The 12,965-nt window shown below is 53.4% G+C and carries 9 protein-coding genes; 8 read left to right on the forward strand and 1 reads right to left on the reverse strand.

Features of this window, described 5'->3' with window-relative positions; genetic code table 11:
• Positions 1 to 74: 74 nt before the first annotated feature.
• The 4 genes from gcvT (at position 75) to ACFL9S_RS18500 (ending at position 5,423) form a co-directional block, all read left to right on the forward strand.
• Positions 75 to 1,187 carry a glycine cleavage system aminomethyltransferase GcvT gene (gene gcvT, locus ACFL9S_RS18485; RefSeq protein WP_405263322.1) on the forward strand — a complete coding sequence of 371 codons (1,113 nt, stop codon included), beginning with the start codon at positions 75 to 77 and terminating at the stop codon, positions 1,185 to 1,187.
• A gap of 63 nt (positions 1,188 to 1,250) precedes the next feature.
• Positions 1,251 to 1,634 (forward strand): glycine cleavage system protein GcvH, encoded by a 384-nt coding sequence (gene gcvH / locus ACFL9S_RS18490; RefSeq protein WP_405263323.1) that lies wholly within the window; start codon positions 1,251 to 1,253, stop codon positions 1,632 to 1,634.
• 99 nt (positions 1,635 to 1,733) lie between these two features.
• The gene (gcvP, locus tag ACFL9S_RS18495; RefSeq protein WP_405263324.1) at positions 1,734 to 4,595 is read left to right on the forward strand and encodes an aminomethyl-transferring glycine dehydrogenase; all 2,862 of its coding nucleotides are present in this window, start codon (positions 1,734 to 1,736) and stop codon (positions 4,593 to 4,595) included.
• An 84-nt stretch (positions 4,596 to 4,679) separates the two neighbouring features.
• Positions 4,680 to 5,423, forward strand: a complete 744-nt coding sequence (locus ACFL9S_RS18500; RefSeq protein ID WP_405263325.1) for an SDR family oxidoreductase — start codon at positions 4,680 to 4,682, stop codon at positions 5,421 to 5,423.
• 31 nt (positions 5,424 to 5,454) lie between these two features.
• On the opposite strand, the gene rnhA is transcribed toward ACFL9S_RS18500, so the two are convergent.
• Entirely contained in the window at positions 5,455 to 5,922 is a 468-nt protein-coding gene (rnhA, locus tag ACFL9S_RS18505) for a ribonuclease HI (RefSeq protein WP_405263326.1), read from the reverse strand.
• Positions 5,923 to 6,236: 314 nt separating this feature from the next.
• Here rnhA and ACFL9S_RS18510 point away from each other — a divergent pair, with 314 nt between their 5' ends.
• The 4 genes from ACFL9S_RS18510 (at position 6,237) to ACFL9S_RS18525 (ending at position 12,881) form a co-directional block, all read left to right on the forward strand.
• The gene (locus ACFL9S_RS18510) at positions 6,237 to 6,995 is read left to right on the forward strand and encodes a MurR/RpiR family transcriptional regulator (RefSeq protein WP_405263327.1); all 759 of its coding nucleotides are present in this window, start codon (positions 6,237 to 6,239) and stop codon (positions 6,993 to 6,995) included.
• A gap of 121 nt (positions 6,996 to 7,116) precedes the next feature.
• Positions 7,117 to 8,625: a PTS transporter subunit EIIC gene (locus ACFL9S_RS18515; RefSeq protein ID WP_405263328.1), complete on the forward strand. Its 1,509-nt coding sequence runs from the start codon at positions 7,117 to 7,119 to the stop codon at positions 8,623 to 8,625.
• Positions 8,626 to 8,644: 19 nt separating this feature from the next.
• Positions 8,645 to 10,081 carry a 6-phospho-beta-glucosidase gene (locus ACFL9S_RS18520; protein WP_405263329.1) on the forward strand — a complete coding sequence of 479 codons (1,437 nt, stop codon included), beginning with the start codon at positions 8,645 to 8,647 and terminating at the stop codon, positions 10,079 to 10,081.
• Positions 10,082 to 10,142: 61 nt separating this feature from the next.
• On the forward strand, positions 10,143 to 12,881 hold the full coding sequence (locus ACFL9S_RS18525; protein ID WP_405263330.1) for a family 78 glycoside hydrolase catalytic domain: 2,739 nt from the start codon (positions 10,143 to 10,145) through the stop codon (positions 12,879 to 12,881).
• The last annotated feature ends 84 nt before the right edge of the window (positions 12,882 to 12,965 follow it).

Below are 12,965 nucleotides of genomic sequence, written 5' to 3' on the forward strand. Positions count from 1 at the left end.
CGAAGGTAACGATTGCGTTGGCCGCAGCAGGCGGTAAAAAACACTCGTCAGCAACCGGATGGCACAGGAAAACTATGACTCAGCAAACCCCGATTCAGCAGACTCCGTTATTCGAACAGCATCACGCAAGTGGTGCCCGCATGGTCGATTTTCACGGCTGGATGATGCCGCTCCACTACGGCTCTCAAATGGATGAACATCACGCGGTGCGCACTGATGCCGGGATGTTTGACGTTTCCCATATGACCATCGTCGATCTGCACGGTGTGCGTACCCGCGAATTCCTGCGCCATCTGCTGGCCAATGATGTCGCGCGGCTGACTCAGCCCGGCAAAGCCCTCTACACCGCGATGCTCAATGCGTCCGCTGGCGTAATAGACGATCTGATTGTTTACTTTATGAGCGAAGACTTTTTCCGACTGGTGGTGAACTCCTCCACCCGTGAAAAGGATCTGGCGTGGATCGGTGAACATGCAGCGGCCTTCGGCGTGCTGCTGACAGAGCGTGATGACCTGTCGCTGGTGGCCGTGCAGGGACCGCAAGCCCAGCTAAAGGCCCAAACCTTATTCACGGAAGAACAGCGTGCGGCGGTCAGCGGCATGAAGCCCTTCTTCGGTGTTCAGTCCGGCGATCTGTTTATTGCCACCACCGGTTATACCGGGGAATCTGGCTATGAAATTGCCCTGCCTAATGAGCAGGTGGTTGGCTTCTGGCAACAGCTGCTGGCGGCGGGCGTAAAGCCTGCTGGACTGGGCGCGCGTGATACCCTGCGTCTGGAAGCCGGAATGAACCTTTACGGCCAGGAGATGGATGAAGGGGTTTCTCCGCTGGCCGCCAATATGGGCTGGACCCTCTGTTGGGAACCCACAGACCGCCAGTTTATTGGCCGCGAAGCGCTGGAGTTTCAGCGCGAGAAGGGAACGGAGCAGCTGGTAGGTCTGATCATGACGGAGAAAGGTGTGCTGCGTAACGAATTACCCGTGCACTTTACCGACGCTGAGGGCAACCTGCAGGAAGGGATTATCACCAGCGGTTCATTTTCCCCGACGCTGGGCTGTAGCATCGCCCTGGCGCGTGTTCCAGCGGGCATTGGTGAACATGCCGTGGTACACATCCGCAACCGCGAAATGCCGGTGCGCGTCACCAAACCTGTTTTTGTTCGTGCCGGTAAACCGGTAACAAAATAGCGATTCCACGCCGCAGTACCTCTGCGGCGTATAAAGATAAGACGATTTTTGGAGAGCATGTTGATGAGCAATGTACCAGCAGAACTGAAATACCGTGACAGCCATGAATGGGTGCGTAAAGAAGCCGATGGCACTTATACCGTTGGGATTACCGAACATGCGCAGGAGCTGTTGGGTGACATGGTGTTTGTTGACCTGCCGGATGTAGGCAACACCTACAGCCAGGGCGAAGACTGCGCCGTGGCAGAGTCAGTGAAAGCGGCCTCAGATATTTATGCGCCGTTAAGTGGTGAAATTGTGGAAGTGAACAGCGGTCTGGATTCAGAGCCAGAACTGGTCAACAGCTCCCCGTATACCGATGGCTGGTTGTTCCGTATCAAAGCGGTTGATGAGACCGAGTTTGAGACGTTGTTGGATGCGGCCGCCTATCAGGGACTGATTGAATAAGCGATCCCATAGCTATCTCAATGCGCCGATAACGCTAAGCCATTTAGCGAATCGGCCATTGTTACCTACCCCCTATGCCCGATGCAGGATTGACCGATCATGACCCAGAAACTCAGCCAGCTTGAACATCACGGTGCATTTATCGAGCGCCATATTGGACCTTCGCAGGAACAGCAGGGCGCGATGCTTAATGCGATTGGCGCGGCCTCACTGACCGATCTGATTACCTCGATTGTGCCCGCCGACATCCAGCTTCCCAGCCCGCCCGCTGTGGGTGATGCGCTGACGGAACATCTGGCGCTGGCCGAGTTGAAAGCGATTGCTGCACAGAACCAACGCTATAAATCGTATATCGGCATGGGTTACACCCCGGTACTGACCCCGCCGGTGATCCTGCGCAATATGCTGGAAAACCCAGGCTGGTACACCGCCTACACCCCTTATCAGCCGGAAGTGTCGCAGGGCCGCCTGGAAGCGCTGCTGAACTTCCAGCAACTGACGCTGGACCTGACCGGGCTGGATATTGCTTCCGCTTCTTTGCTGGATGAAGCCACTGCCGCTGCTGAAGCGATGGCGATGGCGAAGCGGGTCAGCAAACTGAAACACGCCAACCGTTTCTTCGTCGCGGACGATATTCACCCGCAGACGCTGGATGTGGTGCGCACCCGTGCCGAAACCTTCGGGTTTGACGTGCTGGTGGACAAAGCAGAAAAAGTGCTGGAGCTGGACGATGTGTTCGGCGTGCTGCTGCAGCAGGTCGGTACTGGCGGGGAAGTGCATGATTATGCTGACCTGATTACCGAGCTGAAAAGCCGCAAAGTGGTTGTGAGCGTGGCGGCCGACATGATGACGCTGGTGCTGTTGCAGGCACCGGGTAAACAGGGTGCCGACATTGTTTTCGGTTCTGCCCAGCGTTTTGGCGTGCCAATGGGTTACGGCGGCCCACATGCTGCCTTCTTTGCGGCGCGTGATGAGCATAAACGCTCGATGCCGGGACGCATTATCGGCGTATCCCGTGATGCCGCCGGTAACACCGCATTGCGTATGGCGATGCAGACCCGCGAACAGCATATCCGCCGTGAGAAAGCCAACTCCAACATCTGTACCTCGCAGGTTCTGCTGGCGAATATTGCCAGCTTGTATGCTGTTTTCCACGGTCCTGTCGGCCTGAAGCGCATTGCCAGCCGTATTCACCGTCTGACCGATATCCTCGCGCAGGGCTTGCAGCAGCGCGGTCTGAAACTGCGTCATGCGACCTGGTTCGATACCCTGACGGTCGAAGTCAGCGACAAAGCGGCGGTACTGGATCGGGCGCTGAGCTTTGGCATGAACCTGCGTAGCGACATTTTGAATGCCGTGGGTATCACGCTGGATGAAACCACCACCCGCGAAGATGTGGTGGCGCTGTTCTCCGTGCTGCTGGGGAATGAACATGGGCTGGATATCGACGCGCTGGATACCGACGCGCAGGCTATCCCGGCGGCGATGATCCGCCAGGAAGCGATCCTGACCCACCCGGTATTTAACCGTCATCACAGTGAAACCGAGATGATGCGTTACATGCACAGCCTGGAGCGTAAAGATCTGGCGCTGAACCAGGCGATGATCCCGCTCGGCTCCTGCACCATGAAGTTGAATGCAGCGGCTGAGATGATCCCCATCACCTGGCCTGAATTTGCCGAACTGCACCCGTTCTGCCCGGCAGAACAGGCAGGCGGCTACCTGCAAATGATCGGCCAGCTTTCCCGCTGGCTGGTACAGCTGACAGGCTATGATGCGCTCTGTATGCAGCCAAACTCGGGCGCGCAGGGTGAATACGCGGGTCTGCTGGCGATCCGCCGTTACCATGAAAGCCGTAACGAAGCGGGCCGTCATATCTGTCTGATCCCAAGCTCAGCACACGGCACTAACCCAGCCTCAGCACAGATGGCGGGCATGGAAGTGGTCGTCGTCGCGTGTGATAAACAGGGCAATATCGATCTTCACGATCTGCGTGTGAAAGCAGAACAGGCGGGCGAAGCGCTTTCCTGCATTATGGTGACGTATCCATCGACCCACGGTGTGTATGAAGAGACGATCCGTGAAGTCTGTCAGATCGTTCATCAGTTTGGTGGGCAGGTTTATCTCGACGGCGCGAACATGAATGCTCAGGTGGGGATCACCACGCCGGGTTATATCGGCGCTGATGTTTCGCACCTTAACCTGCATAAAACCTTCTGCATTCCGCACGGCGGCGGCGGGCCAGGTATGGGACCGATTGGCGTTAAGGCGCACCTGGCACCGTTTGTGCCGGGCCACAGCGTGGTGCAGATTGACGGGATGCTGACCGGGCAGGGCGCGGTTTCTGCGGCACCGTTTGGCAGCGCCTCCATTTTGCCCATCAGCTGGATGTATATCCGCATGATGGGCGCGGAAGGCCTGAAGCAGGCGAGTTCGGTGGCGATCCTCAATGCCAACTACATTGCTCACCGTCTGCAATCGGCTTACCCGATCCTCTACGCTGGACGTGATGGCCGCGTGGCGCACGAATGTATTCTGGATATCCGCCCACTGAAAGAGCAGACCGGCATCAGCGAGCTGGATATTGCTAAGCGCCTGATCGACTACGGTTTCCACGCACCGACCATGTCCTTCCCGGTGGCAGGCACGTTAATGGTGGAACCGACCGAATCAGAAAGCAAAACCGAGCTGGACCGCTTTATCGATGCGATGCTGGCGATCCGCATGGAGATTGACCGGGTGGCAGGGGGGGAATGGCCGCTGGAAGATAACCCACTGGTGAATGCACCGCATACCCAGATGGAAATTGTCGGCGAGTGGAGCCATCCTTATACGCGTGAACTGGCGGTATTCCCGGCCGGGAGCGCGAATAAATACTGGCCAACGGTGAAGCGTCTGGATGATGTTTACGGTGACCGTAACCTGTTCTGCTCCTGCGTACCAATGAGCGAATACGAATAACCGCAGCGTTATCACTGGCGGATAATCTGTTGGGGCTGACCTTCTTTTCCGGTCAGCCCTTTTCTGTTTCTATGGGAACACCTTATGAAAATCGCATTAGTGACAGGCGCCAGTCGCGGCATTGGCCGGGCTACCGCCATTCTGCTGGCACAAATGGGCTGGCGGGTCGCCGTCAACTACGCCCGGCGCACCGATGCCGCACTTGAAGTGGTCGATCTGATTGAGCAGCAGGGCGGCAGTGCCTTTGCCATTCAGGCCGATATCGCTGAGGAAGCGCAGGTGATGGCGATGTTTGCCGACATCGACCGCCAGCCAGGGCAACTGACCGCGCTGGTCAATAATGCCGGCATTCTGTTTCAGCAGGCCACGCTGGAGCAGCTCACGGCAGAGCGTATCAATCGGGTGTTTGCCACCAACGTCACGGGCAGTTTTCTTTGCTGCCGCGAAGCGGTGAAGCGCATGGGGCACCATCATGGCGGCAGCGGCGGGGCGATTGTGAATGTCTCCTCGGCGGCGGCCAGAACGGGAGCACCGGGTGAATACGTTGATTACGCAGCATCCAAAGGGGCGATGGATGCGCTGACGAAAGGGTTATCGCTGGAAGTGGCGGCGCAGGGCATCAGAGTGAACAGCGTGCGCCCGGGCTTTATTTACACCGAGATGCACGCAGACGGCGGTGAACCGCAGCGGGTAGACCGGGTGGCACCCGGCATTCCGATGCAGCGCGGTGGGCAGCCGGAAGAGATCGCCCGCGCGATTGCCTGGTTGCTCAGCGATGAGGCGTCATACATTACCGGAACGTTTATTGATGCGGCGGGCGGCCGTTGATCGCATTTCCTGCCCGCCCGTATCAAACCGGTTAAAGCTCGGAAATATAGCCGACATCGTCGGCCGTAGGATGACCGGCCGCTGTGCGTGCCAGCTCATCGCAGCGTTCATTCTCAACGTGACCCGCATGACCTTTAACCCACTTCCAGGTGATCTCATGGTGGCTGAGGGCGGCATCCAGGCGTTTCCACAGGTCGACATTCTTAACCGGCTTCTTATCGGTGGTTTTCCAGCCGCGTTTTTTCCAGTTATGAATCCAGGTGGTAATCCCCTGGCGAACATACTGACTGTCGGTACTCAGTACCACAGCACAAGGCTGCGTCAGCGCCTCCAGTGCGACAATCGCCGCCATCATTTCCATGCGGTTATTGGTGGTCAGGTGGAAACCCGCGCTGTACGTTTTCTCATGCTTGCCATAACGCATAATCGCGCCATATCCCCCGGGGCCAGGGTTGCCAAGGCACGAACCGTCGGTGAAAATTTCTACCTGCTTAAGCATCTCTGGTAGACTCCCTGTAGAAAAACGCCAAGTCTGCCATAAATGCGCCTGATGAGCACCGTAAATACCGTTGACCCGTTCGCGCGATCGGCCTTCACGCCTTCAACGGGTTGTGGTCTGTATAAAAAATGCCTGCACCACCGTGAAATGGGATCAACGATGAATACCGGGCCTGCTCCAATTGTGCTCTGAATCACAAAATTGAATATTGATTACGGTTTCTATTGGGAACAAAGCGCCAAAAAAACTAGTGTGTCACACCCTGTTACAGGGTTAATTGCTGTTTCTTTCGCCATCTATAAAGAGATTGATGAATGTTTACCAACAAGACGATATCCACTTTAAACGCGCTGGAGAATAGAGTTTATAATTTTGTGATTAAAAATTTGAATACTGTTATGTATATGACGATCAGAGAACTGGCAAACAGTTCTGAGGTGTCGACGGCAACGGTATTGCGTTTTTGCAAGAAGATAAACTTCAATGGATATTCTGAATTCAAAGCCTACCTGAGAATGTATCTGGAGCAGGATAAAAAAATACTGTTACCACATGGCGCTGATGAAATACTCAGCTTCTTTAAAAGTATTAATAATGATGACTTCGATGAATTAATTATCAGCGCAGCAGAACATATAGTCGCAGCGGAGCGTGTAATCTTCGTTGGCGCAGGCAGCTCAGGCACGCTGGGTAAGTACGGGGCACGCTTCTTCTCCAACATTGGTAAGTTTAGCAACCACATTGACGATCCTTACTATCCCGTTAGCACCGATATGTATAAAAATGCGGTGGCTATCGTTTTATCAGTGTCGGGTGAAACCCCTGAAATTATTAAATTAGCCAAACAGTTTCTTATTCATCAATGCAAGATTGTCAGCATAACCAGTAATAACAAATCCACTCTTGCTTTGATGGCTGACTTCAATGTTTCCTATCATGTATCCAGAGTCTTGATCGCGAATGAATATGACATTACGACACAGGTTCCGGTGATTTATATCCTTGAGTCTATTGGTCGCCAGCTGGCGAATAAAATGACGCCGGAGATGTCACAGGGTGTTTCTTTCTTGTGACAAATGACGAGTCTGTATTTTTGTTATAACGTGACTTTAACAGTGTCTTTTTTTACCATTAATTTCGAAATATTTAAGCGCTAACGACTTAAATTAAACTAATGGCAACGGAAGACACGTGATGGCAATTAACTATGCTGAATCGGCGAAAGAGATCGTCGTTCTGATTGGTGGTGATGATAATGTGATCAGTGTCACGCATTGTGCCACGAGATTACGATTCGTTCTCAAAGATTATTCGCAGGTAGATAAAGACACCTTAAAGCGCGTTAAAGGTGTGATTACCGCAGTTGAATCCAGTGGTCAGTTGCAGGTCGTCATCGGCAATCACGTGGGCGATGCCTATCGTGAAGTACAGAACCTGCTGCATATTGACGAAAGCGTGGCGGTCAGCGCACCTAATGTCGGTGTCGTTAATCGTTTGATGGATATTATTTCCAGCATCTTTGCGCCCTTTCTTTATCCACTGGCGGCATGTGGCGTATTACAGGGGCTGATTTCACTGTTCGCCGCACTGGGGTGGATGGATCCTGCCAGCGGTACCTACCGTATTCTTAACTTTGTTTCCTGGACCGGCTTTACCTTCCTGCCCGTGATGGTGGCCTTCACCGCGGCGAAAAAATTCAATGTGAACCCTTTCACGGCGGTGATTGCCGCCTGTGCCCTGGTTTCACCTGATTACATCAATATGCTGACGGCCAACAAGATCTTACTGGCTAATTCTGCCGATCCTGCCTTGCAGGCATTGATGAAAGCGGCAGTGGATAACCCGGAGATTGCGAAAGTACTGGTCGAGGTGGCAGGTATTCCCCTGACAGCTGATCCGCTAACCTTCCTTGGTTTGCCGGTGCAGTACCTCAGCTACACCTCCTCGGTGATCCCTGTCATTCTGATGGTATGGATCATGTCTTATGTGCAGCGCTTCTTTGAACGCATCCTGCCCATCGTCATCCGCAATATGTTCACCCCAATGTTCTGCCTGGCGATTATGGTGCCCTTAACGCTGCTGGCATTTGGCCCTGTCGGCAACATGATAGGCGGTGCCATCGGTGGTGTTTACAACTCGCTGTACCATCTCAGCCCGTCCATTGCCGGTTTTGTTGTCGGTGCCGTCTGGATGCCACTGGTCACCCTGGGCGTTCACTGGGGTATTACTCCGGTCACCGTCGGTAACTATGCCACGCTGGGCTACGACACCTTTACCGGGTTACAGGCTTCAGCGGTCTTTGGCATGGCTGGCGCCGTTTTTGGTGTCTATCTGAAAGCTAAAGACGATGAACTGAAACGCGTCGCACTCTCTGCCGGGATCACCGCTCTGTTTGGTATTACGGAACCGGCTATCTATGGTGTGGCACTGCGTCTTAAGCGCCCGATGATTTGCGGATGCCTGGCCGGAGCTATAGGTGGCGCCATCGCTGGTGCATTCAATGCGGTGTCATGGAGCTACTGCATACCGGGTATTGCGGTGTTACCGGTGTTCTTCAAAGAAGGGCATATGACGCAATTCCTCGGCTTCCTGCTGTCAGTGAGCGTCGCCTTCGTCCTGGGCGTGGTGTTCGCCTGGCTCGGTGGATTTAAAGAAGAAATCCCAACAGAAAAACGTGTGATGGCTAACGTCAACGCTGTCTGAATGACTGAAAAAGAAGTGAATGATGAACAATAAATTACCAAAAGAGTTTATGTGGGGTGGCGCGGTTGCTGCACACCAGGTTGAAGGTGGATGGGACAAAGGTGGCAAAGGCCCGAGCATTGTTGATGTCCTGACCAGCGGGGCACACGGCGTGGACCGTGTGATTACCGACGGCATAAAAGAGGGGCTTTTGTACGCCAATCATGACGCGGTGGATTTTTATCATCAGTACCCTGGTGACATCGCGTTGTTTGCCGAGATGGGATTCAAATGTTTCCGCACCTCGATTGCCTGGTCACGTATTTTCCCTCGCGGCGATGAGCTGAAGCCGAATGAGGAAGGGCTGCGTTTCTACGATGCGCTGTTCGATGAGCTGCTGAAGCATGGCATTCAACCCGTTATTACGCTCTCACACTTCGAGATGCCCAACCATCTGGTCACCGAATATGGTGGCTGGAAAAACCGCAAAGTGGTGGATCTGTTTGTCAGATTCAGTGCGGCAGTGATCAAGCGTTACCAGCATAAAGTGAAATACTGGATGACGTTCAATGAGATTAACAATCAGCGCAACTGGAAAACCCCGTTGTTTGGCTACTGCTGCTCGGGGGTGATCTTCACCCAGGAGCCGAACCCGGAAGCGTGCATGTACCAGGTGTTGCACCACCAGTTTGTTGCCAGTGCACAGGTGGTGAAACTCGGGCATGAGATTAACCCGGAATTACACATTGGCTGCATGATCGCCATGGTGCCGCTGTATCCCTTCTCCTGCCATCCCGATGATGTGATGTATGCCCAGGAAGCCATGCGGGAGCGTTTCCTGTTTGGTGATGTGCATATGCGTGGCTATTACCCGTCATACATCTTAAAAGAGTGGCAGCGCAAAGGGTATGACATTGCGATGGAGCCTGGCGACGCGCAAATCCTGCGTGAGGGTTGCGCCGATTATATCGGCTTGAGTTATTACATGAGCAATGCCGTCAGCAGTGAACAGGCTGGCAGCGGCTCTGCCCTGTCGGGGTTCGAAGGCAGCGTGCCTAACCCGCATGTCAAAGCCTCAGACTGGGGATGGCAGATCGATCCGGTGGGTCTGCGCTATGTGCTCAATATTCTGTATGAGCGTTATCAGAAGCCACTGTTTATTGTTGAAAACGGCTTCGGTTCGGTGGATGTAAAAGATGAAAACGGCGAGGTCAACGATGACTATCGTATCGCTTATCTTCGTTCTCACATTGAGCAAATGAAAAAAGCCGTTCTTGAGGATGGCGTTGACGTTATGGGGTACACCCCCTGGGGCTGCATCGACTGTGTTTCCTTTACTACAGGGCAATACAGCAAACGCTACGGCTTTATCTATGTTGATAAAAACGATGACGGCAGCGGCACCTTTGCCCGGTCGAAAAAGAAAAGTTTTGACTGGTATAAGAAGGTGATTGCCAGCAACGGCGAGACGCTCTGAGTCGTATTAAACGATGACATTATGCGCGACAGGGAGGTCGCTCAATAATAAAGGTTGGAAGATGAAAACAAGAACCTCTCTGTCCCTGACTCTGTTTATTAGCCTCTGTGTTACCACGCATCACGCACTGGCGGATTTATCCGTCGTGCAAAACAGTTTACTGACCGAACTGCAACAAAAGCCCTTGCTGGTTGAGGACTTAGCCCATCCGGCATTTAGCTGGGTACTGTCAGGCAGTGGTCGTAATGAAAAGCAAACGGCTTATCGCATTATCGTGGCGAGCCGTGACGCGGTGATTGATTCGGCGGGCCGCCTGATCACAGAAAAAAATATCGTCTGGGATTCAGGTAAAACACCGTCTGCACAATCCTCAGCGGTGCCGTATGGCGGGCCGCAGCTCAACAGTGCCACCCGTTATTACTGGTCGGTGCAGGTGTGGGATCGGCACGGGCAGGCATCGGCGTTTGCCCCTCTCTCACGCTTTGATACCGCATTGAAAGCGGCCTGGCAGGCAAAACCCATCTGGTCTGAAGCGCAGCCCAACTGGGCCTTCTTCCGCCACAGTTTCCGGGCAAAAAATAAACCCATCAGCCGCGCGATCCTCTACGCGACAGGTCAGACACCTGAAGATACCCGGCAGTATGTCTATAAAGTCAATGTGAACGGCACGTTTGCCGGGCTGGGGCCGGTCAGGGGCTACAACAACCAGCACTTCTATAACGCCTTTGATGTCACGGCACTGTTGCGCCAGGGGCAAGAGAATGCGCTGGGTGCACTGGCGTTTACCTATGGTAAAAAGAAAAGCTTTATGGCGGAACTGCGCATCCATTATCAGGATGGAGAGGTGCAGACGATTGCCACTGATGAGCGTTGGAAAGTGCTGGATGGCACAGCGGCATTCCCTTATGCAGGCGACGTTCATGCTCAGGAGGCGTTATCCTGGGTGGGTTTCCGCTATCCCCATGAAAATATCGTCGCCAAAAATTACCCAGCCGGTTTCGACGTCACGGGTTTTGACGACACCAGCTGGTCAGCACCGCGTGTACAGTCACCGATTGATAATCTGACGGGTTACCCGGCAGAGAATCTGACACAGACAGAGGTGAAGCCGCGTAAGGTAACATCACTGGGTAAAGGCCACTTCCTGCTGGATTATGGAACGACTGTCGTCGGTGGCATGACGCTGACCCTGGATAACCGACAGTCGATCGCTAACAACGTCACGATCAAAACGGGGGAGATACTGACCGCCGATGGCGCCGTAAAATGGCAGACTGCCGCGTTAATTAACAACCTCGATAAATGGCAGCTAAAACCCGGCAAACAGACGCTTGAACATTTTGGTTTCCGCGTCTTCCGTTATGCGGAAATTTCTGGATTGCCGGATGCACTGACTGCCAGTCAGTTGGGTGAAATGCTAACAACGCAGGCGTTACGTTATCCGTTTGATGACGGTGCGGCCACATTCAGCTCATCGAATAAAACGTTAAATGATATCTGGGCATTTTCAAAAGCGTCAATCAAGCTACTGAATCACGATCTCTACGTTGATTCTCCTAACCGCGAACGTGCGCCTTACGAAGCGGATACTTACATCCAGCAGTTGAGCAATTACCAACTCGACAAGGGTTACCCGCTGGCGCGTTTTTCCACCGAATGGCTGATCGACCACTCGACCTGGCCGATGGAATGGAAGGTCTACAACATCCTCAATGCCTGGAATGATTACCTGTACACCGGCGATGATCGTCTGATCCGCACGTATTATTCGCAGCTCAAAGGTAAAATTCCGGCGAAGCTGACCGCAGGTTTTAATGAGAAAACCGGGCGGGTGACGGCGAATTATGGCGATGGGGCGCCGGGACCGGATCATGACATTGTGGACTGGCCTGCCTCATTACGTGCCGGTTATCAGTTCTCCAATACGCACAATGTGACCAATGCGTTCTTTTCTAAAGGAACGCAGACGCTGGCGGACATCGCCGGGGCATTAGGTGAACGTCAGGACCAGCAGCATTATCGCCAGCTGGCGGATGCCTCAGCCCGTGGCTTCCGTTCGGGCTTTTATGACGCAGGGGCTCAGGCCTTTAAAGACAATATTGGCGGTAAACATCATCTCTCCAGCCAGGCGAATGCATTTGGTGTGGCGTTCGGTCTTGCGACGCCTGAAGAGGCCCGCCATGCGGCGACATTCCTGGCAGATAAAAAGATGCTGGAAGGCAGTGTATATAGCGCGCTGTTTGCTCTGAGTGCGATGGCAGAAAACGGCCAGGGAATGGAAGCTATCAATCAGATAACCGGCCTGAACAGTGATGGAACGCTCCGTCAAAATAGCCATAACTGGCGGCACATGATGGAGCAGGGATCAGGCTCTACCATGGAAGCCTGGAATGAGTCTGACGACCTTACCGTCAGCCACTCTCATCCGTGGGGGACGGCACCAGTCATTGTCGTTTCTCAGGGGGTTTTTGGCGTGAAACCCCTCAAACCCGCTTATGAACAGTTTCAGATCAAACCGGTATTGCAGGGTCTGACAAAGGCTGACATCACCATTCCGACTATTCGTGGAGAGATTAGCGCCTCTTTTGAGGTGGTCAATCAGGTCTGGCATCTGAATGTGACGATCCCCGCCAACACGCAAGCCTTCATTTATATTCCGGCCAGTCATATCGACGACATAAAAGAAAGTGGTGCGAGATTAAATACGGTGAAGGATATTCAGTTTATTTCTGAGGGCAGTGGTTACGTTAAAGTGTTAGCAGGCTCCGGGCACTATGCGTTTGTCTCGAATGGAAACTAAGCGCGTTATTTTTTATTTATAAATAACACCCTCTGTTGATAATAAGCATCATTCCGGCAAAGCCGTAGGGGTGCTTATTATCTG

The sequence above is a fragment of the Erwinia sp. AnSW2-5 genome (assembly GCF_045107195.1).
Taxonomy (GTDB): Bacteria; Pseudomonadota; Gammaproteobacteria; order Enterobacterales; family Enterobacteriaceae; genus Erwinia.

What these genes read in the sequence shown, in the direction of transcription:
- gcvT (WP_405263322.1), top strand. Translation starts at nt 75, where the DNA reads ATGACTCAGCAAACCCCGATTCAGCAGACTCCGTTATTCGAACAGCAT.
- gcvH (WP_405263323.1), top strand. Translation starts at nt 1,251, where the DNA reads ATGAGCAATGTACCAGCAGAACTGAAATACCGTGACAGCCATGAATGG.
- gcvP (WP_405263324.1), top strand. Translation starts at nt 1,734, where the DNA reads ATGACCCAGAAACTCAGCCAGCTTGAACATCACGGTGCATTTATCGAG.
- ACFL9S_RS18500 (WP_405263325.1), top strand. Translation starts at nt 4,680, where the DNA reads ATGAAAATCGCATTAGTGACAGGCGCCAGTCGCGGCATTGGCCGGGCT.
- rnhA (WP_405263326.1), bottom strand. Translation starts at nt 5,922, where the DNA reads ATGCTTAAGCAGGTAGAAATTTTCACCGACGGTTCGTGCCTTGGCAAC.
- ACFL9S_RS18510 (WP_405263327.1), top strand. Translation starts at nt 6,237, where the DNA reads ATGTTTACCAACAAGACGATATCCACTTTAAACGCGCTGGAGAATAGA.
- ACFL9S_RS18515 (WP_405263328.1), top strand. Translation starts at nt 7,117, where the DNA reads ATGGCAATTAACTATGCTGAATCGGCGAAAGAGATCGTCGTTCTGATT.
- ACFL9S_RS18520 (WP_405263329.1), top strand. Translation starts at nt 8,645, where the DNA reads ATGATGAACAATAAATTACCAAAAGAGTTTATGTGGGGTGGCGCGGTT.
- ACFL9S_RS18525 (WP_405263330.1), top strand. Translation starts at nt 10,143, where the DNA reads ATGAAAACAAGAACCTCTCTGTCCCTGACTCTGTTTATTAGCCTCTGT.